Origin of the sequence: Bacillus cereus group sp. MG20, from assembly GCF_040459885.1 — a bacterium.
Lineage (GTDB): Bacteria > Bacillota > Bacilli > Bacillales > Bacillaceae_G > Bacillus_A > Bacillus_A cereus.
Map to the genome: position 1 here is coordinate 1,108,366 of NZ_JARVHF010000001.1, position 19,088 is coordinate 1,127,453.

Here is a 19,088-nt window from a genome sequence, read left to right on the forward strand (position 1 = left end):
CTTCTCATTTATGAGAAGGATATTTTTTTCATAACATAATTAATAAAAATCTGACCATTATGCTGTTTCTTTTGTTCCTTTATGCAAATAAAACCTTTACTTTCAAAGAAAGGTTTTGCTGTAATACTCGCTTCTGTATAGATTTCCCTATGCCCTAGGTTCACTGCTTCTTTTTCTAACTTCTGTAATATGGATGAGGCTATCCTTTTCCCCTGATAATATTTATGTGTAAATAAACGATCTACGTAATGATCCTCATTATAATCTTTTGCATTAACCGTATGAACTGTTTCATAGAACAATTGTAATACTTGATTTAAATCTTCTTTCTGAAATGTTCTAATTATAATATCTTTTAACATATATAAGTCTCCTTACCAAACTACCTCTTAACTTTTCTACTATATACGATTCCATAATTCTTCTTTATTATATCGTTTTAATTTCTATACGAACAAAAAAACAATACTTATTCAAAGTATTGTTTTTTAATTCTATTCAATTACTTAATGTAGCTTTTTAAGATTTTAATTTAACTCTTTGTAATCGTAATGCATTTAATACAACGGATACAGAACTAAATGCCATCGCTGCTCCAGCAACCCAAGGGGCTAAGAAACCTAATGCCGCAATTGGAATTCCTAACGCGTTATAAGCTAATGCCCAAAATAAATTTTGTTTAATATTTCTTATCGTCATTTTACTCATAAAGATCGCATCAGCAATACTATTTAAATCACCGCGGATTAACGTTATATCCGCTGCTTCCATCGCTACATCCGTTCCCGTTCCAATTGCCATACCAATGTTCGCTGTAGCAAGAGCAGGAGCATCATTTATCCCGTCTCCAACCATCGCTACTTTCTTACCATTTGCTTGCAGTTTTTTCACTTCTTCTGCTTTTCCTTCTGGCAATACTTCTGCAATTACGTGATCAATACCAACTTGCTTTGCAATTGCCTGAGCAGTTTGTGTATTATCCCCTGTAATCATCACAACGTCTAGACCCATTTTTTTCAGTCTTGCGATAGCTGCTTTTGAAGTATCTTTCACAGTATCTGCAACGGCAACTATACCAGCATATTCTTTATCGATTGCAATAAGCATTGCTGTTTTTCCTTCTCGTTCTAGCTCTTCCATTGATTTTGAAACTTCTTCAATATCAATATTGAATTTCTTCATTAATCGACGTGTGCCAATTAATAATTGTTTTCCTTCTACGACTGATTCGATACCAAATCCAGGAATCGCTTCAAACGTTTCTGAACTTGGAATATCAATTTTCTTTTCTCTAATTCCTTCCACAATCGCTTCTGCAAGTGGGTGTTCAGAATTTTTTTCTGCCGCACCTACTAAACGTAGTATTTCTTCTTCATGGAATCCATCTGCTACAATTATATCTGTTAACACAGGCTTTCCGTTTGTCACAGTACCTGTTTTATCTAGAATAACTGTATCTAATCGGTGCGTTGCTTCTAAATGCTCTCCACCTTTAAATAAAATACCATACTCAGCCGATCTTCCTGATCCTGCCATAATAGATGTAGGCGTTGCAAGACCTAATGCACATGGACAAGCGATAACAAGTACTGCTATCATTTTCTCAAGTGCTCCGCCAAAATCACCAGGTGTAACAAATATCATCCATACTGCAAATGTGATAATCGCAATCACAACTACAACCGGTACAAAAATACTTGAAATTTGATCCGCTACCCTTTGAATAGGAGCTTTTGAACCTTGTGCCTCTTCTACTACTTTAATGATTTGAGCTAATGCAGTATCTCTGCCTACTTTAGTTGCTTTCACTTTTAAAAAACCATTTTTATTTATTGTCGAACCTATTACTACATCCCCAATTGACTTATCAACAGGAATACTTTCACCCGTTAACATCGATTCATCAATCGCTGATTTTCCTTCTACAATCTCACCATCTACTGGTATTTTTTCACCAGGCTTTACATAGACGATATCACCAGCTACTACTTCTTCAATCAAAATTTTTATTTCTGTTCCATCTCGCACAACTGTAGCTGTCTTCGCTTGTAAACCCATCAATTTTTTAATTGCTTCTGATGAGCGCCCTTTTGCTTTCGCTTCAAATAATTTACCTAAAATAATTAATGTAATAAGTACCGCACTCGTTTCAAAATATAAATCTGTCATATGTTCCGAAGAACCAATAGATTGAATACTTAAATATACACTATAGAAATACGCGGCCGACGTTCCAAGTGCCACGAGAACATCCATATTAGCACTTTTATTGCGTAACGCTTTATAAGCCCCAACATAAAACTGTCCACCAATGATAAATTGAACAGGAGTTGCAAGTGCTAGTTGCACCCAAGGGTTCATTAACATATCTGGTAAATAAATAAATGACGTAAATGAGAAATGACTAACCATTGCCCATAATAATGGGAAAGATAAAATAAACGAAATAATAAACTTCTTCTTTTGTCTTTCAATTTCTTGTAATCGATGATCAGTTGATGCATCTTGATCATCTGGTTTCACTTCTAATTTATATCCTAGCTTCGTAATCGCGCTCTTCATTTCATTTACATTAACTTCATCAGGGTTAAAGTCTACTGTGGCTGATTCTAAAGTAAAATTTACTGTCGCCTTGTTCACACCATCTAACTTATTTAAACGCTTTTCAACTCTATTTGCACATGCTGCACATGTCATTCCTGAAACAGTAAATTCAGCTTTATCACTTACAATTCCATATCCTAATGATTCAACTTTTTCTTTGAATTGTTGCGGATTTGTTTTAGTTGGATCGTACATTATTTTTGTTTTTTCAAGCGCAAAATTTACATTTGCCTCATGAACACCTTCTACTTTTTTTAGACCTTTTTCAATTCTATTTGCACATGCCGCACATGTCATTCCTGATATTTGAAGATTGGCCTCTTTTTTTTCATTCATGTCTCTCACCTCTATATACCCTTATGAGGTATAATTATTAGCAAAATAAATCGTACTTCATTTAAAGTACGATTTATTTCCATATCTAAAAATAATTATTGAACATCGTATCCTTGATCTTCGATTACAGCAACGATATCTTTTAATGTTACAGCAGACGAGTCGATAGTAACTTCAACAGTTCCTTCTGCTAATTGAACCTTCACTTGTTCAACACCGTTTAGCTCTTTCACGCTGCTTTCGATAGCATTTACACAATGTCCACAAGACATACCTTCAACTTGTAATGTTAACTGTTCCATTTAAAATCCTCCTCTTGTTTATTCATTGTTTGTTAATCACAATTACATCTTACCATACCCCCCTAAGGTAATCAATGGTTTTGTATCATGATTTTTCAATTATTTTCTAAAAGTTTATTTTACACACACTTTTTCACTACAATACACCCAAATCCAATATGAGGGTAAACAAAAAAACAAGCCAGTTAAATACTAGCTTGTTTTTACGCTTTTGAAAAACGTTCAAATACTGTCATCAATTCTTCAATTGCTTCGTCACCATTTCCATTTTTAATAGCTCCTGAAACACAATGACTCGTATGATTTTTGAGAACGCCCATTCCTACTTTTTTCATCGCTGCATTAATCGCTGAAATTTGCACTAAAATATCTACGCAATAACGATCATTTTCAATCATGTTTTGAATACCGCGGACCTGTCCTTCAATTCTCTTTAATCTATTTATAATCTGTTCTTTTTCTTTTTCTGATCTATGTGTTACTGCTTCATGCTCTTTATGATCCATATTATCACCTTCTTAAAGTTTCTCTTCATCCAATAAAATAATTGTTTTTTATGAGTATACCAATTATAGCATTAAATATCTACGCATGATACCCCATAAGAGTATATTTTCACTTTATGATTATTCTTAACAACTCATTAGCTTCTTAATCTCAATTTTCAGTATACCCTTTCCTTTTTGTCAAAAAATCATTATATCTCTCATCAAAATTCAATAAAGTGAAACAAGAATAAGCGGGGATTACCCGCCCCCGCTTATTCTTCGTCTATAATGTTTTAATTTTAATTTTCAGATATTTAACCCTAGAATTTTTCTTTCCATATATAATTATTGCTGATCACATACTTTTGTATCATTCACTACTGAAGTTCCTTCAACGGTTACCGTATGAAAACAATCATTCACTCGAACTGTCACAACATTATCTTGCCGATCAATGATATGATATTCATTAAAATTTTTATTCAGAGCACTGCGAATTTGTTCTCCTTCATAAATTGGGATGCCATGCGATAGAACCCAAATAAGTCCAGCGATAGCAAGAATTGTTTTCATACGATCTACCTCCTTGGGAATATAGTGAACTTTTCATCCATGCTTTTTCAGCTCTACGAATCCTGATTGTAATAAACCAAGCCTTTTGGAAATAAGTTCATTTCGTCTATTTTATGTTTATGCTAATTGTGACCGAATTGTGACAACTTTTTGTCTCTTTAGACGAAAAGTTGAAACAAAACTTTCAAAAAGGACAATTCTACATATTAAAAAGGTTATGGAATGTCTCATCCATAACCTTTTTAAGCTCAATTCTACAACTCATCCACCGTACTTCATGTGATCTTTGTAGACTTGTTTTATTTTCATTCAGTGGCATCAAAGCAAAACTTCGAAAATACTTCCCACACAAGTTCATTTCTGCTACTTACCCCAGTCTTTTCAAAAATGGATTTTAAATGATCTTGTACCGTGTATATAGATATACAAAAATTCTTGGGCTAATTCCTTTGTCGACATACCTGTAAGAATTTTACGTATTACTTGCTTCTCACGCATTGTAAAACTATAAGTTTCCATAATAAGTGGAAAAATCTCTTCCGGTCTTGCTCTTTCGAATAGAACAATATAACCATCTTGAAAACTACTTGTATGTTCTAACTTACTAGCCCGAATGATTAAAAAATGGCCATAGGCTAAAGGTAGACAAACTTTTTCTTCTCTATTCATACACCCTACATTATACTCGTTAGCCTTTACTTTTGAACAAACTGCACGTATTGGTCTTGGTATTTCTTTTATATTTAACTGTTCATACTTTCTAAGATTTGAAAGCCACTCGCTGCCATCTTGATTCCAATATAATACATTAAATTCCTCACTTACTATAATCGTGCCTGTGCCTATCACCTTCTCTTCTGAAAAAGGTATAGGAACTGCCTTCTTTAAAGCCTCTCCAGCAATTGGGACTATCGTTGCTAAGTACTTACAATCATCGATATGAAACGCGGGACTTGTACTTCCTCGAAATAAACTAAGATGGCCATAACATTTTCCCTTACTCATACAAACGCCCCTTAATTCATCTCCAAAATTTGCTGGTTTTAAAATATTTCGGTATCTCGAACTTTTCTTTTGTTCACCATTTGTCGCCATACTTAGAGAAGCAACATGAGGAGAGTGTTCTGTTAAACATTTAAATTTATTAAAATCATCTTCTAAAAATTCATTCATAAACAATTGTGGATGAATCTTTTCAACACTCTCATCGGTAAATGCCCCAGTAGATAAAAAAGAAATCGGGTCTATAGTTGTAAAACAAGCGGCGTCAAAATCAATGACTTTACGTATCAAGTGGAGAAATGAATCTTGAAATGACCTTATAGAACTTATATGATTCGCCACCATTGTAATTTCTTTCATTGTTTTTTCATGCATCCTCTTCCCCCCCAGATTTACGGGATTGTTCCCCTTCATAATTTCATTTCATAATAAACCTATAAAACACATACTTAGGAGGTTTAAAATGAATTAGAATGATACTACCGTAAATTCATATGAACAAAGAATTCCATGTAAAATCCCAGGCTACTACCACTTATATGAAATGATGAATCATTTCTTGTTTACTACACTCCCTAAAGAAAATATCAATCCCAATTTGCTAGTTATAGGTGCTGGTGGCGGACAAGAAATTCTCTCAATAGGCAAACAAAATAGTAATTTATATTTTACAGGTGTCGATCCATCTGAAAGCATGCTACAGTTAGCTAAAAAAAGAATTAACAACGAAGGCATACAAAATCATGTTCATCTTGTACATGGAACTATCCACACATTATTACCAAATCAGTTATTTGACGCTGCCACCTGTATGCTTGTCCTGCACTTCATTCCAACTAATAAGGAGAAAAAAGAACTTATTAATGACATCAGTAGTCGCCTAAAGCCTGGTGCGCCATTCTTTCTCTCTTCAATAAATGGTGTGCCCCATACGAGTATGTTTTCTACACAATTACATGCTTGGCGCAACCATATGATGCAAAATCAAATTCCATTAGAAGATTGGGACCGATTTGAAAATTCTTTTGAAACAGAAATATTCCCTATTTCCGAAGCTAATTTATTAACTATCATGAAGGAATGTGACTTTACTCAAATGACTCGCTTTTTCACTAGTTTTTTAATTGATGGATACATTGCCTTTAAACAATAAGGAAAAAAGGTAAGCAATTGCTTACCTTTTTTCCTATACGTAACTAATAAACCTCAATCCTTTACTTAAAGACGTCGGCACAACAGATGCATGATTCTCCCCTTCAGCTTCATAAAACTTAAATTTAAGTTTATCGTGGTTTACTTGGAGAAGGCGCTCTGATAATTCATTTGCACCTACAACCATATGCTCTCGTTCAAGTGATCCAACTGTAAGGAACACTCCTGTTTCAAACTTAGCATTGTTTAATTCAATTATAAGGTTCTCTTCTTTTTCAAGAACGGATTTATTATTCCACCATATAGATGGACTACTAATAAAATAATTTTGAAAAGCATTCAAGTTTGTAAATAGTATATGCAAAGCGAATAGGCCACCTAAAGAATGCCCAAATAAAGTTTGCTTACCTTTATCAATCTCAAAATTCTTTTCAATTTGTGGTTTCAGTTCTTCTTCAATAAAAGTAAAGAAATTATGTGCTCCTCCTGTTTTAGGCCACGGTTTACCGTCTGGTTTTAAAGGGGCATCTTTTGAAATTACGCTAGGCGTAAAATCATAGCACCTTTCTTCCCCTGAAAATGCGCCTTCAATTGGATAACCCACTCCTACTATAATGGCTGGTGAAACACCGGTTTTTTCCGCTCTTACTGATTGTATTTTAACTGCTTCATGAAATGTTTGAAAAAAGGCATTGCCATCTAATACGTAAATGACAGGATATCCTGAATCCGGTGCTGGTTGCTTCGGCTTTGAAATATGAATTTGATATTCCTTACCTTCTAATTTTGAATACATTTTCCACTGCTCTGTATTAGATGTTATAATCTGCTGTTTTTCAACTGTAGTATTCACCCTATCCCCCCCTTTTTAACTTGTTACATATATTTCGATTTTTTCTTCTTGAGATACAACGCTATCATAACCGAAACAAACAGGAGCCCCGTTATACGGATCAATCATGACACGTGCATCAATATGAAATACTTCTTTTAACACTTCATTTGTAATGATTTCTTCTGGGCTACCAGTTGTAACAATTTCTCCTTCCTTCATTGCAATAATTTCATCTGAAAATCTTGCTGCATGGTTAATATCATGTAATACCATAACAACCGTACAATTATGTTCTTTATTTAACTTCTCCACAATTTGTAATACATCTAATTGATGAGACATATCAAGGTATGTAGTTGGCTCATCTAATAGCAACACTTCTGTCTCTTGTGCTAATGCCATCGCTAGCCATACCTTCTGTCTTTGGCCACCTGATAAATTTGCAATTTGTCTCGTTCGAAATTCAGAAGTTTTCGTTATATCTAATGCCCAATCAATCATTTCTTTATCTTTTGTCGTTAACTTATTTACGTTATTTCGATGTGGATAGCGTCCATAAGAAATTAATTCTTCCACTTTAAGTTCACCTGGTGCAATTGGAGTTTGCGGGAGTAAAGCTAACTGCTTCGCAATTTCTTTCGTTGGAATTGTATGTAAATCCTGTCCTTGCAAATATACTTTACCGCTTTTTTGTTTTAAAATTCTTCCCATTGTTTTTAACAATGTCGATTTACCGCAACCGTTTGGACCTATAATTGTCGTTACTTTTCCTTCTTGTATTTCCACATTTAAATCGCGAAACACTGTAAGCTTTTCATAACTTGTTTCTAAATTTTTTGCACTTAAAATACTCACTTTTATTCCTCCTCTTACGCTTTCGCCTTATAAAGTAAATATAAGAAATACGGTACACCGACAATAGAAATAACGATTCCAACTGGTAGCTCTACAGGTGTAAAAACTGTTTTCGCAATAAAGTCTGAAGCAATTACAAGAAACATTCCGATTACGCCGCACGTAGGAATTATATACTTATGTTGAATACCGACAAGCCTTTTCGCTATATGCGGTGCCATTAAGCCAATAAAACCGATACTCCCTGAAACAGCAACACATGCGCTCACAAGCCCGATACTACTTAATAGTAAAATCGATTTCTCTCTTTCTACTGAAACACCTAAACTTGTAATACTCGTTTCTTCCAATTGAAATAAATCTAATAAATAAGCTTTCTTTTGTATAAGCGGAATTAAGATAATAAGCCATGGTAACATAGCCACAATATACTTCCAGTTCGCACTATATATGCTTCCAGACACCCACACTGCGGCCATTTCAAAATCAGTTGACTTCATTTTGAGTGATAAGTACATAGAAAAGGCTCCAAATCCTGATCCAATTGCAATCCCTGTTAATAAAAGTCGCTGCGAATCTAATTTACCGTTTTTCCAAGAAAACAGATAAATGATGATAGCTGCACCTAATCCGCCTACTAAACCAAACATTGGCATCATCATAATAGAAACCCAGTCTGTGCTTTTTAATTGCCCTTGAAAGAAAAACATAAAAATGACAATCGCTGTTCCTGCTCCGGCATTTACGCCTAAAATACCTGGGTCCGCCAACCCATTTCTCGTAATCCCTTGAATAACGGCACCCGCAACACCAAGGCCTAATCCTACTAATCCAGCAATTACGATGCGCGGAAGGCGAAACTCAAAAATAACTAAATCATGTTCTGGTACTGGATCAATTCTAAACAGTGTTTTAAATACATCTGTAATCGTAATATCGAACGTACCATTTGTTAAACTAATATAAATAGCACATAGTATTAAAAATATAATAATCCCCATCGTCATTCCGAAACGTTGACTTGAACTTTTAGGCATGTCGCTCTCCTCCTCTAGTACGGATTAAATAAAGGAAGAAAGGAATTCCAATTAAAGAGGTAACGACTCCAATAGGTGTTTCAAATGGATAGTTTACAAATCTACTCAAAACGTCACATAACGCTAAGAAAACGCCACCAATAACACCTGCACATGGCAAAATCCACTTATAATCTACCCCAATTATAAAGCGGGTAATGTGCGGAATAATTAAACCTACAAAACCAACTTTCCCCACTAAAGCAACTGCTGTTCCTGTTAAGAAAATTACCGATAAAATTGCCATCGCTTTAACTAGTTTTGTACGTTGCCCTAAATTAATAGAAACCTCTTCGCCTAATGAAAGAATGGTAATAGATTTTGATATTAACAGTGCTAAAATTATTCCAATTATCCCAAACGGTATCGTGATTTTAATGATATTAGGATCTACTTGATCTAACTTTGCATTAAACCAAAAACTAACATTTTGAGAAATTTGGAAATACGAAGCCATTGCAGCCGATACACTACTTAAAAATGTTCCAATAACTGTTCCTATAATCGCTAACCTAACTGGTGATAAGCCATTTTGAAGGAGCGAACCAAAACCAAACACGATACCGGCTCCTAGTGCAGAACCAATCATTGAACATAAAACCATACCAATTGATGACATTCCCGGAAGAAAAATCATGCTAAGTGTAATAACAAAGGCAGCGCCATCCGTCACACCCATAATAGAAGGGGATGCAAGATAGTTTCTTGTCATCCCCTGCATAAGTGCTCCTGATATGGCTAGAAATGCTCCGACTAAAAGAGCTGCAACTACCCTTGGTAAACGTGAAGTAATAATAATATTATGATTTACATCGCTTGAATCAAAATGAAATAATGCGTTCCACACTGTTTCAGCGTCAATACTTTTTGCCCCATACAAAATCGAAAGTATAACTGTAAATAAGATGAGTATGGGTGCTATACATAATATAGTTACTGGTACTGCATTTGTTTTCTGCATATCATTCAACGCACCTTACTTATTGTATTATTTAGATAAATTTTTCACTGCTTCTTTTAAGAATGCTGTTTTACTCCAAGCTGTACCACCTTGTGCCATTGGGTCTACAACATTTACAAATACTTTCTTTTCTTTCGCAGCGTTCATACTTTGCCAAATTGGATTATTTTCAATATCTTCTAGCACTTTCGGTTTATTATTTTCACTTGCTTCGTATTGCAAGAAGATATAATCAGGATTAACTTCAGCTAATTTTTCTAAAGAAATTTTTTCTTGTGCTTTTACCGTTTTAAGTTGTTCTGGAGCAGTTAGTCCAAGATCTTTATAAATTACAGGGTTAAAGTATACTCCTTCTGGGTATAGGAATAAGTCATTTGCTCTTAGTCTAATGACAAGTACTTTTTTATCTTTTAACTTATCTCCTAGTTTTGCTTTTGCTTTTTCAGCGTCCGAATTGTAGTCTTTAATAATTTTTTCTGCTTTATCTTTTTTACCAGTTAATTCTCCCATTAACTTTAAGTTATCTTCCCAATTTGTTGAAACGTGTGATACCGGGAATGTAGGAGCTACTTTCGTAAACTTTTCAGCTGTTTCTGCTGGGAATTTCGTACTTGATGTAATAACGTCTGGTTTTAATTGAAGTAATGTTTCGAAATTTGGTTCCATTTTCTCACCAACAGATTTCGCACCTTCTAAATCTTTCTCAAGATACTTCGGTAATTTACCACCAACAGTAATGGCACCAACTGGTTTAATTCCAAGTACTGCCGCATCTTCCATTGACTCTAAACTAGCTGTCGCAATTTTATCTACTTTTGCTGGCACTGTATATTCTTTACCTAAATATGTAATTTTACGTTTTTCATCTTTTTTCGTTTCCGTAGCTTTTGTCTGTTGTTTTTGCTCGCCTGAAGTTTTATCCGCACTATTACATGCCGCTAAACCTACACTTAAAACTGTAACCATCCCTAATGTAAATAACTTCTTATTCATCTTTATATATCTCCTCTCGAATTTTCCAAACTATATTCTCAATAAAATTTAACTATATGAAACTTGTCTTACATATATATTTCATTAGATTAATAATTCTATCCAGAACTCATTCTCGTTCACTTCCCCTAAGCTATAATTCTTTTATACCTCATCCATTGATAATATTTTTCATTGATAATGATTATCGTTACTAAGTATATATTTAATATGCAATTATTTCAAGAAAGATTTGAAAAATTTTAACAAACTGAATTAAAAAAGAAGTATCCGCCTAATGTTAGATGGATACTTCTTTTTTTAGAAATTTATATGTAATTCAACTGGACAATGGTCAGATCCCATTACTTCACTATTAATTTTCGCTTCTGTTATTTGGTCTTTCATTCTTTCCGAAACAACAAAATAATCTAAACGCCATCCGATATTTTTCGCTCTCGCGCCCATACGATACGACCACCACGAATATGCACCTTCTTGATTAGGATAAAGATAACGATACGTATCAACAAATCCTTCTTCTAAAATACATGTAAATTTCTCTCGTTCCTCATCAGAGAATCCAGGGTTTTTACGATTACTTTTTGGATTTTTTAAATCGATTTCTTTATGAGCAACATTTAAGTCTCCACAAAAAATTACTGGTTTTTTCTCATCTAATCGTTTGATATAGGACCTGAAATCATCTTCCCATTTCATTCTGTAATCTAATCGTTCTAATCCACGTTTTGAATTTGGTGTATATAACGTTATCATGTAAAAATCTTCGAATTCTAAAGTAATAAGTCGCCCTTCTTGTTCATGCTCTTCAATGCCTAAACCATATGTAACTGAAAGCGGTTCTTTTTTCGAAAAAATAGCTGTTCCTGAATATCCTTTTTTCACAGCATAATTCCAGTATGTATAATATCCCTCTAGATTTAAATCAATTTGCCCTTCTTGTAATTTAATCTCTTGTAGACAAAATATATCAGCACTTGATTCCTCAAGATATTCCAAAAATCCACCTTTTGCGATAACAGCTCGCAAACCATTTACATTCCATGAAATTAACTTCATTTATAGTCCTCCTCTTGATGTTTATTTCCAAATTTCATGCTATCACAAAATAGAAAACAATCATATTTTCACCTTTGTAATCTTGCTCTTACATTTATGAATACATACATACGCACTTTATTCAGGTTATACTAATTTCAGAGGTGATGTTCTATGCACAATGAAGGAGTTACATTAACAAATGAGTATTGGCAAGCAATTATTCATAATGATTCTTCCTATGATAGCAAATTCTTTTATGCTGTGAAATCAACTGGAATCTTTTGCAGACCATCATGCAAATCAAGAATACCGAATAGAAACAATGTACGAATTTTTCATCATGCAGAGCAAGCATTAAGTGAGAACTTTCGCCCGTGCAAACGTTGTAAGCCAAATGGGATCACTTTACCTAATGAAGAGTGGGTAGAACAAATTAAAGACTATATCGAAAAGCATTATGACGAATCCTTAACTCTCGACATGCTTGCGGAAATGTGTCACGGTAGCCCTTTTCATTTACAACGTACTTTCAAAAGAATAATAGGGTTAACTCCTATAGAATATATACAACAATTCAGGGTTCTTAAAGCAACCGAATACCTTTTACACACAAATCAATCTATTAAAGAAATTAGTACTGCTGTCGGGATAGAAAACCCAGAGTATTTCGCAACTTTATTTAAAAAGAAAACCGGATTTACTCCTACTGAATATCGAAAAAAGAACGAAATGAAAGAGGGATACGATAATGAATTCCTACAAAAATAATTATATATATTGGACGCTACTTACACATAAAAATTGGCGATTTCATATTGCTGCAACTGAAAATGGACTATGTTTCATTGGATCACAAGACGAAAACTTTGAAGAATTAAATATATGGGCTAGAAAAAAACTGCCCCAACATATATTGACCCATAGTCCAGATTACTTGCAAATATATACGCAAGAAGTTATCGAGTATTTAGAAAACAAGCGAGAAACTTTCACATTTCCTATCGATGCTTATGGAACTAATTTTCAATTATCTGTTTGGAATACGTTACGTGAAATTCCTTATGGAAAGACATATTCTTATACAGAAATTGCTGAAAGAATTCAAAAACCTAAAGCTGTGCGCGCCGTTGCTTCTGCTATTGCTGCTAACCCTCTTCTTATTACCATTCCTTGTCACCGCGTTATTGGGAAGAATGGGAAACTAACCGGATTTAGGGGCGGATTAGAAATGAAGAAAAAATTGCTTACATTAGAAAAGTTGCAGGTGGAATTCATATGACAACAGAATATAATAGCGCATTATCTATAGCAGTTCCAAAAGAATTTTGTTTCCAAGAAAATTTACGTTATCTATCACGTTCTAACAATGAATGTATGTTCCATATTGAAGATAACAAAATTTATAAAGTTATCCCTGTTCAAGATGTAAATCCTTTAGTTGAAATTAGTGTGAATACAGATGGAAATATTCAAATACGTTGTTTAGAAGAACCATATACATCTGAAAAATCGATACGTGAAGCTGTAGTTAACTATGTAAAAGAATGGTTTGATTTAACTACTGATTTAGCCCCATTTTATACATTAGCTAAACATGATTTACTCCTTCAAGGACCAATTGAACAATATTATGGCCTTCGTACTTTAGGCATTCCAGACTTATTTGAGGCACTTTCCTGGGGAATTATCGGTCAACAAATTAACCTAACATATGCTTATACGCTAAAAAGGAGATTAGTTGAGCAATTTGGAAGTTATGTAGAATGGGACGGTAGAAAACATTGGATATTCCCATCACCTGAAACAATTGCAAATCTACATGTAGAAAATCTTCAACAATTAAAAATGACGACTAGAAAATGTGAATATTTAATCGGTATTGCGAAGCTTATTACAGAGAGAAAATTATCAAAAGAGGATTTACTGCAAACACAAGATGTAAAGGTTGCTGAGAAACAATTAACTACTATCCATGGTATAGGACCATGGACTGCCAACTATGTTTTAATGCGTTGTTTAAGATTTCCTTCGGCTTTTCCAATTGATGATGTTGGTCTGCATAATGCAATTAAATTTATAACAGGTTCCGAAAATAAACCGACAAAAAATGAAATAAAAGATTTCGCGGCAAACTGGGCTAATTGGGAGTCTTATGCGACTTTTTATTTGTGGCGAGTACTATATTAAAAGAACCAAGTAGCACATTCGTACTACTTGGTTCTTTTTTAAGCTTGCTCCTCAAAACGTCTTGCAATTTCCACAATAACTTGAACGGCTTTTTCCATAGTATCTACCGAAACATACTCAAATTTACCGTGATAGTTTTCACCACCAGTGAAAATATTCGGCGTCGGTAATCCCATATATGATAATTGTGATCCATCTGTGCCTCCGCGAATCGGATGAATATTTGGTTCAATGTCTAAACTTTTCATTGCTTCATATGCAATATCAACAATTTCTCTTACCGGTTCAATTTTTTCAAGCATGTTATAGTATTGATCATTCATTTCTAAAACGACTGCATCTTCGCCATATTTTTCTTGCATAGTCTTCACAATATTTTTAACGTTATTTTTACGTGCCTCAAAATTTTCACGGTCAAAGTCTCGAATAATATAATACGCTTTACTTTGCTCAACATCACCATTTAAAGAAAGTAAATGATAGAATCCTTCATAGCCTTCTGTATATTCTGGCGCCTCTTCTACTGGTAAATCCCCATTAAACTCCATAGCAAGTTTAGTAGCATTGCGCATTTTATTTTTCGCTGTTCCAGGATGTGTATTCGTTCCGTTAAACGTTAACTTAGCACCTGCAGCATTAAAACTTTCATACTCTAAACCACCTAATGGACCTCCATCCATCGTATAAGCGAATGATGCACCAAACGCTTCTACATCAAAATGCGCTGGCCCACGACCAATTTCTTCATCCGGTGTAAATGCTACTCTTATTTTCCCGTGCTTAATTTGCGGATTATGTATTAAATGGTTCATTGCAACCATAATTTCGGTAAGACCAGCTTTATCATCTGCTCCTAGCAGTGTTGTACCATCAGTTGTAATAATCGTATGTCCTTTATATGATGGTAATTCTGGGAACTGCTCTGGTGTTAACACAACATTTAGCTCTTCATTTAACGTAATTGCATTACCATCAAAATTTTCATGAATTTGTGGTTTGACGTTTTTCCCCGTAAAGTCTGTTGCCGTATCTAAATGAGCTAAAAATCCGATTACAGGAACATCCTTGTCCGTATTAGCTGGAAGTGTTGCCATTACATAGCCATTATCATCCATCGTTACTTCTGTTAACCCAATCTCTTTTAGCTCTTCCACTAATAACTTACCAAACTCAATTTGTCCTGGTGTTGTTGGTACTGTATGGCTTTCTTCATTCGATTGCGTATCAATTTTTACATATCTCGTAAATCTTTCAATAAGTTCTTGCTTCAAGTTCATTCACTCCCTTTTATGTTTCTCTCTCCATTATAATCCTTAAAACGAAATATTTTAACTTTTTTGACTGTGAAGATGTATATTTCATTTACATTGTTAACATTTTTAAACGAATGATAAAAAGACATAATATTTGTACATTAAAACCGTAACAGGTAACATACATAATTATAAAATATGGGAGGTTTTAAAGATGAGGCTAACTCTCTTTCGCTATTTTCTTTTTTTCTTAGGATTAATTTTCTTTGGCCTTGGAAACGCTCTTGCAGTCAAAGTTAAATTTCTAGGCTTGCACCCTTGGGAAGTTTTAAATATGGCTCTCTACCAAAAGTTTGGATGGACCATCGGTACGTGGAGTGTCATATGTGGGTTATGTCTCGTTCTAATATCTTTACTAGTAGATCGAAAATATATAAATGTGGGTACATTTTTGAATGCACTACTTATCGGTCCCATTATGGACTTTTTCTTACAATCAAACATGCTTCCAGACACTAGTAATTATTTATGGATAAACTTACTCATTTTATTTTCTGGTATTGCCATTACAGGTATCGGGGGAGGTATGTACGTTGCGGCTGGGATTGGCGCTGGCCCCCGTGATGGATTCATGCTTACTATTTCCGACAAAACAGGACTTTCTATTAGCCGTGCTAGAATCATAGTAGAATGTATTGTACTAGTTATTGGATTTATGCTAGGAGGTCCTGTTTTCATCGTAACTTTTCTGTATACCTTTATTCAAAGTCCAATCTTTCAGCAATCATTTAAGATGTTTCAAACACTTTTACATACTTTACATGGCAAAAAGAAAATTAGTGAGCATATTTAAAGTACAGCTTAATACAAATAAATTCACCCTATTTACGACTCTCATCGCAAATAGGGTGTTTCTGTTTTTATCTCGCAATTTAAGAATATATACTACTCATTCACAATAAAAGTATATACATCATCATGAATACAGCCATTTACTTTAATCACATACTTCCCAGGTTTATTAAAACTAATTGTGTATTTATTTAACTGAATTGCTTCTTTATCTCCAGAAAGAATATCAATGCTTCTGCCACTTAATACATACAATTCATTTAGATTCATCGATACATCAATTGTATTGAAATTTTCCACTTTCACTTGCTGTGCTTCCGCAACGCTTACACTTGGTTCTAAAAACAGTAGTCCACTTAATCCAATCGTCCCCGCTAAAGCAACTCCCGCAAACTTTTTAATCTGTTTCATTACAATGACCTCCTTATAGATTTTGCGTAAAGGTAATGTCCTCCCTTACACCACAAAGCCTATATGTAATGAAATGAAAAGTAAACGGGGACTGTAAGACAAAATTCTACATCTTTTTCTCCTATTGAATATAAATCCAACGTTTGGAGTTTTGACACATTTAAAATTGTTTCCCTAAACCAATTTCCCAATAATTTATTCAAATACTGAATAATTACTTATTGATTTAACATTCTAAAAATAGTTGATAAAGATGCTTTCTATTCAAAAAAAGACTTTGCTATAAAAGTAACTTTTACAACAAAATCCATGCAACTAATTTTATTCCGCTTTCCATAATCTCTTTACATTCATTAATTGTTCTTCTTTAAACTCCATCTTATATATATCCGGTTTTGACGTATTCATTAAAAATTCAAAACCATATTGTTTATCAAAATAGTTCATCATTAATGTCATGACAAGCCCATGTGTACCAATTACAATTTTGCATCCTCGAAAATCCATTAAGATTTCTTTTAATACTTTCACTACTCTTCTCTGGCAATCTGCATATGACTCTCCTTCCGTTCGTGCAAAGTCCGGATTAGAGAACATCTTCTGTACAAGTGGATACACCTCCTTGTCTGATATAACCTGATCCTCACTTGAAAACATACACTCTTTAAGATTTTCATATACTACTATTTCTTTTTCATGGAAATTAGCTGACTCCTCTATCGTTAGCATAGCCCGATTATAAGGACTGGAAATAAAAGTATCAATCCTCTCCGCTTTTAATATGTCAGTTACTCCACGGGCATCCATATGTCCCCTCTCAGTTAATCCACGCATTCTTTCATTTCCTTCTAGTTTTGGTGATTCACCATGTCTAACCATATAAATATATGTGCTCATAATTTCTCCTTAAAATTTTTTATAAAGTGAATCTTTAATCAGCCCTCACTAATCGGGCTGCCCGGCAAATAGCGAGATAAGTTAATAAATCACGTTCATTTATCCCATTTCAACACTTAGGGGTAATACTAAAATACTTTATAAACTGTGCTGATTTGTTCGTCTAATCCATTCTCCTACTAAACTCTCAAATAATTCAGGCTGCTCAATTTGTAAATTATGCCCTGCCATATCTAACACTGCTAATGTTGCCCTTGGATATTCTTCAATAATTTCTATAATATTTTGATAACCTACTGATATATCTTGTCTTCCAGTCAGTAAAAGAACGGGATTTTCATATTTTTCATGCTGAAAATCCATAGTAAGAGAGTAATTCTTTTGCAACCTTTCAATAAATTCATAATTAGCAACATCTAACCCAGGCTTAATTTCTTCTTTAAATCGCGTATATGTATATTCATTTGCTATTACAGCTAACTCACAAAACTCCTCTCTTTCTGTGGAAGTGAGCGTATTTAAAAATTCCTCATCTTGTACAATTATCTGTTTATCTGGAAGAATCCTTTTTTCTGGCTCCGCTACAACAACAGGACATACTAATAGTAATCCGCTAACTCTCTCAAACATCTTTGCAAGTATACCTTTGGCTAAATAGCCTCCATATGATTCTCCTACCAATAAAAATTTTTCAGTACAAATGATTTCCTCAATAAATGTGATAAGCACATCTACTATACGATGTGAACTATTTATCCAATTTGGAGCATTCGATTTTCCCATTCCAGGTAAATCAATATATATTCGCTTATAACCTTCATATTTCTGAAATACTGATTCCATACATTTCATCATTAACCTATGGTCAGGAGCGCAGCCATGTATGATAATGACCGGTTTACCCTCCCCCACAATTTCATAGTATATTTCTGCATCTTTAATTCGATATATCATAAAAAAACCTCCCTATTGAGTGGCAATACTATTCCACTCTGTAAGAATACACGTTCTTATTTTATATCTTTTCCTAACATTTCTACAAATATTAATTTTCAGACTAAAAATAAAAATCTCACCTAAAAAAAATCCTCATCATTTTATATGCAATTTTGCATCTCCACTTACAAATCACTAAAAAAACTTTACAATTCAAAGGATGACTAAATATACAATTTCTATTTAAAGTCTTGATACAGTCTATACTATCCACTGTAATATTTTTTCAATTTTGAGAATACTTATACTCTTTAACACTTTCCTTATAAACATG

20 protein-coding genes and 1 pseudogene are annotated in these 19,088 nt (G+C 34.0%); 5 read left to right on the forward strand and 16 right to left on the reverse strand.

From position 1 onward, the window contains the following. Positions 1–8: 8 nt before the first annotated feature. The 6 genes and pseudogenes from QCI81_RS05580 to QCI81_RS05605 form a co-directional block, all read right to left on the reverse strand. A complete protein-coding gene (locus QCI81_RS05580; RefSeq protein ID WP_353810637.1) occupies positions 9–362 on the reverse strand; it encodes a GNAT family N-acetyltransferase in 354 nt (117 codons plus the stop codon). A 157-nt stretch (positions 363–519) separates the two neighbouring features. Further along, a complete protein-coding gene (locus QCI81_RS05585; protein ID WP_353810638.1) occupies positions 520–2,940 on the reverse strand; it encodes a heavy metal translocating P-type ATPase in 2,421 nt (806 codons plus the stop codon). A 95-nt stretch (positions 2,941–3,035) separates the two neighbouring features. Beyond that, positions 3,036–3,242 (reverse strand): copper chaperone CopZ, encoded by a 207-nt coding sequence (copZ, locus tag QCI81_RS05590; RefSeq protein WP_000436973.1) that lies wholly within the window; start codon positions 3,240–3,242, stop codon positions 3,036–3,038. 203 nt (positions 3,243–3,445) lie between these two features. Then, the gene (locus QCI81_RS05595; protein WP_000349637.1) at positions 3,446–3,748 is read right to left on the reverse strand and encodes a metal-sensing transcriptional repressor; all 303 of its coding nucleotides are present in this window, start codon (positions 3,746–3,748) and stop codon (positions 3,446–3,448) included. A gap of 327 nt (positions 3,749–4,075) precedes the next feature. Continuing rightward, positions 4,076–4,303, reverse strand: a complete 228-nt coding sequence (locus QCI81_RS05600; protein WP_000849103.1) for a hypothetical protein — start codon at positions 4,301–4,303, stop codon at positions 4,076–4,078. Between the two features lie 305 nt (positions 4,304–4,608). After that, positions 4,609–5,680: pseudogene (locus QCI81_RS05605) on the reverse strand (helix-turn-helix transcriptional regulator). Positions 5,681–5,849: 169 nt separating this feature from the next. Here QCI81_RS05605 and QCI81_RS05610 point away from each other — a divergent pair. Further along, positions 5,850–6,458 (forward strand): methyltransferase, encoded by a 609-nt coding sequence (locus QCI81_RS05610; protein ID WP_003315192.1) that lies wholly within the window; start codon positions 5,850–5,852, stop codon positions 6,456–6,458. A 33-nt stretch (positions 6,459–6,491) separates the two neighbouring features. Here the strand turns inward: QCI81_RS05610 and QCI81_RS05615 are convergent, their stop codons facing one another. The 6 genes from QCI81_RS05615 to QCI81_RS05640 all read right to left on the reverse strand — a co-directional run bounded on the left by QCI81_RS05615 (position 6,492) and on the right by QCI81_RS05640 (position 12,236). Further along, positions 6,492–7,310, reverse strand: a complete 819-nt coding sequence (locus QCI81_RS05615) for an alpha/beta hydrolase (protein WP_001098699.1) — start codon at positions 7,308–7,310, stop codon at positions 6,492–6,494. Positions 7,311–7,325: 15 nt separating this feature from the next. Then, the gene (locus QCI81_RS05620) at positions 7,326–8,147 is read right to left on the reverse strand and encodes an ABC transporter ATP-binding protein (RefSeq protein ID WP_000025764.1); all 822 of its coding nucleotides are present in this window, start codon (positions 8,145–8,147) and stop codon (positions 7,326–7,328) included. 14 nt (positions 8,148–8,161) lie between these two features. Beyond that, complete coding sequence (locus QCI81_RS05625) at positions 8,162–9,184, reverse strand: FecCD family ABC transporter permease (RefSeq protein ID WP_023522806.1); 1,023 nt, start codon at positions 9,182–9,184, stop codon at positions 8,162–8,164. Next, positions 9,177–10,184 (reverse strand): FecCD family ABC transporter permease, encoded by a 1,008-nt coding sequence (locus tag QCI81_RS05630; protein ID WP_001173064.1) that lies wholly within the window; start codon positions 10,182–10,184, stop codon positions 9,177–9,179. Before QCI81_RS05630 ends, QCI81_RS05625 begins: the two co-directional genes overlap by 8 nt. Positions 10,185–10,211: 27 nt before the next feature. After that, on the reverse strand, positions 10,212–11,177 hold the full coding sequence (locus QCI81_RS05635; RefSeq protein WP_001035498.1) for an iron-hydroxamate ABC transporter substrate-binding protein: 966 nt from the start codon (positions 11,175–11,177) through the stop codon (positions 10,212–10,214). Between the two features lie 300 nt (positions 11,178–11,477). Then, positions 11,478–12,236: an exodeoxyribonuclease III gene (locus QCI81_RS05640; protein WP_071729861.1), complete on the reverse strand. Its 759-nt coding sequence runs from the start codon at positions 12,234–12,236 to the stop codon at positions 11,478–11,480. 153 nt (positions 12,237–12,389) lie between these two features. On the opposite strand from QCI81_RS05640, the gene QCI81_RS05645 reads away from it, so the two are divergent. Genes QCI81_RS05645 through QCI81_RS05655 form a run of 3 tightly spaced genes read left to right on the forward strand, consistent with a single transcriptional unit; the run spans position 12,390 to position 14,405 of the window. Continuing rightward, positions 12,390–12,986 carry a bifunctional transcriptional activator/DNA repair enzyme AdaA gene (locus QCI81_RS05645; RefSeq protein WP_000551322.1) on the forward strand — a complete coding sequence of 199 codons (597 nt, stop codon included), beginning with the start codon at positions 12,390–12,392 and terminating at the stop codon, positions 12,984–12,986. Further along, positions 12,967–13,497: a methylated-DNA--[protein]-cysteine S-methyltransferase gene (locus tag QCI81_RS05650; protein WP_071729860.1), complete on the forward strand. Its 531-nt coding sequence runs from the start codon at positions 12,967–12,969 to the stop codon at positions 13,495–13,497. The genes QCI81_RS05645 and QCI81_RS05650 overlap by 20 nt, the downstream gene beginning before the upstream one ends. Then, positions 13,494–14,405: a DNA glycosylase gene (locus QCI81_RS05655; RefSeq protein ID WP_071729859.1), complete on the forward strand. Its 912-nt coding sequence runs from the start codon at positions 13,494–13,496 to the stop codon at positions 14,403–14,405. The genes QCI81_RS05650 and QCI81_RS05655 overlap by 4 nt, the downstream gene beginning before the upstream one ends. A gap of 38 nt (positions 14,406–14,443) precedes the next feature. On the opposite strand, the gene pepT is transcribed toward QCI81_RS05655, so the two are convergent. Then, positions 14,444–15,676, reverse strand: a complete 1,233-nt coding sequence (pepT, locus tag QCI81_RS05660) for a peptidase T (RefSeq protein WP_071729858.1) — start codon at positions 15,674–15,676, stop codon at positions 14,444–14,446. A 196-nt stretch (positions 15,677–15,872) separates the two neighbouring features. Between pepT and QCI81_RS05665 the strand changes: the two genes are divergently transcribed. Continuing rightward, entirely contained in the window at positions 15,873–16,511 is a 639-nt protein-coding gene (locus QCI81_RS05665) for a YczE/YyaS/YitT family protein (RefSeq protein WP_071729857.1), read from the forward strand. 92 nt (positions 16,512–16,603) lie between these two features. On the opposite strand, the gene QCI81_RS05670 is transcribed toward QCI81_RS05665, so the two are convergent. The 3 genes from QCI81_RS05670 to QCI81_RS05680 form a co-directional block, all read right to left on the reverse strand. Further along, positions 16,604–16,921 (reverse strand): hypothetical protein, encoded by a 318-nt coding sequence (locus QCI81_RS05670; RefSeq protein ID WP_053563781.1) that lies wholly within the window; start codon positions 16,919–16,921, stop codon positions 16,604–16,606. A 321-nt stretch (positions 16,922–17,242) separates the two neighbouring features. Next, positions 17,243–17,818 carry a histidine phosphatase family protein gene (locus QCI81_RS05675; protein ID WP_053563780.1) on the reverse strand — a complete coding sequence of 192 codons (576 nt, stop codon included), beginning with the start codon at positions 17,816–17,818 and terminating at the stop codon, positions 17,243–17,245. 138 nt (positions 17,819–17,956) lie between these two features. Beyond that, positions 17,957–18,772 carry an alpha/beta fold hydrolase gene (locus tag QCI81_RS05680; protein WP_071729856.1) on the reverse strand — a complete coding sequence of 272 codons (816 nt, stop codon included), beginning with the start codon at positions 18,770–18,772 and terminating at the stop codon, positions 17,957–17,959. Between the last annotated feature and the right edge of the window lie 316 nt (positions 18,773–19,088).

Bases quoted from the DNA above. Each gene is read 5' to 3' on its own strand.
- QCI81_RS05680 (WP_071729856.1), bottom strand. From the start codon at position 18,772: ATGATATATCGAATTAAAGATGCAGAAATATACTATGAAATTGTGGGG.
- QCI81_RS05655 (WP_071729859.1), top strand. From the start codon at position 13,494: ATGACAACAGAATATAATAGCGCATTATCTATAGCAGTTCCAAAAGAA.
- QCI81_RS05650 (WP_071729860.1), top strand. From the start codon at position 12,967: ATGAATTCCTACAAAAATAATTATATATATTGGACGCTACTTACACAT.
- QCI81_RS05635 (WP_001035498.1), bottom strand. From the start codon at position 11,177: ATGAATAAGAAGTTATTTACATTAGGGATGGTTACAGTTTTAAGTGTA.
- QCI81_RS05640 (WP_071729861.1), bottom strand. From the start codon at position 12,236: ATGAAGTTAATTTCATGGAATGTAAATGGTTTGCGAGCTGTTATCGCA.
- QCI81_RS05670 (WP_053563781.1), bottom strand. From the start codon at position 16,921: ATGAAACAGATTAAAAAGTTTGCGGGAGTTGCTTTAGCGGGGACGATT.
- QCI81_RS05580 (WP_353810637.1), bottom strand. From the start codon at position 362: ATGTTAAAAGATATTATAATTAGAACATTTCAGAAAGAAGATTTAAAT.
- QCI81_RS05610 (WP_003315192.1), top strand. From the start codon at position 5,850: ATGATGAATCATTTCTTGTTTACTACACTCCCTAAAGAAAATATCAAT.
- QCI81_RS05600 (WP_000849103.1), bottom strand. From the start codon at position 4,303: ATGAAAACAATTCTTGCTATCGCTGGACTTATTTGGGTTCTATCGCAT.
- QCI81_RS05675 (WP_053563780.1), bottom strand. From the start codon at position 17,818: ATGAGCACATATATTTATATGGTTAGACATGGTGAATCACCAAAACTA.
- QCI81_RS05625 (WP_023522806.1), bottom strand. From the start codon at position 9,184: ATGCCTAAAAGTTCAAGTCAACGTTTCGGAATGACGATGGGGATTATT.
- QCI81_RS05630 (WP_001173064.1), bottom strand. From the start codon at position 10,184: ATGCAGAAAACAAATGCAGTACCAGTAACTATATTATGTATAGCACCC.
- QCI81_RS05595 (WP_000349637.1), bottom strand. From the start codon at position 3,748: ATGGATCATAAAGAGCATGAAGCAGTAACACATAGATCAGAAAAAGAA.
- QCI81_RS05585 (WP_353810638.1), bottom strand. From the start codon at position 2,940: ATGAATGAAAAAAAAGAGGCCAATCTTCAAATATCAGGAATGACATGT.
- QCI81_RS05665 (WP_071729857.1), top strand. From the start codon at position 15,873: ATGAGGCTAACTCTCTTTCGCTATTTTCTTTTTTTCTTAGGATTAATT.
- copZ (WP_000436973.1), bottom strand. From the start codon at position 3,242: ATGGAACAGTTAACATTACAAGTTGAAGGTATGTCTTGTGGACATTGT.
- QCI81_RS05645 (WP_000551322.1), top strand. From the start codon at position 12,390: ATGCACAATGAAGGAGTTACATTAACAAATGAGTATTGGCAAGCAATT.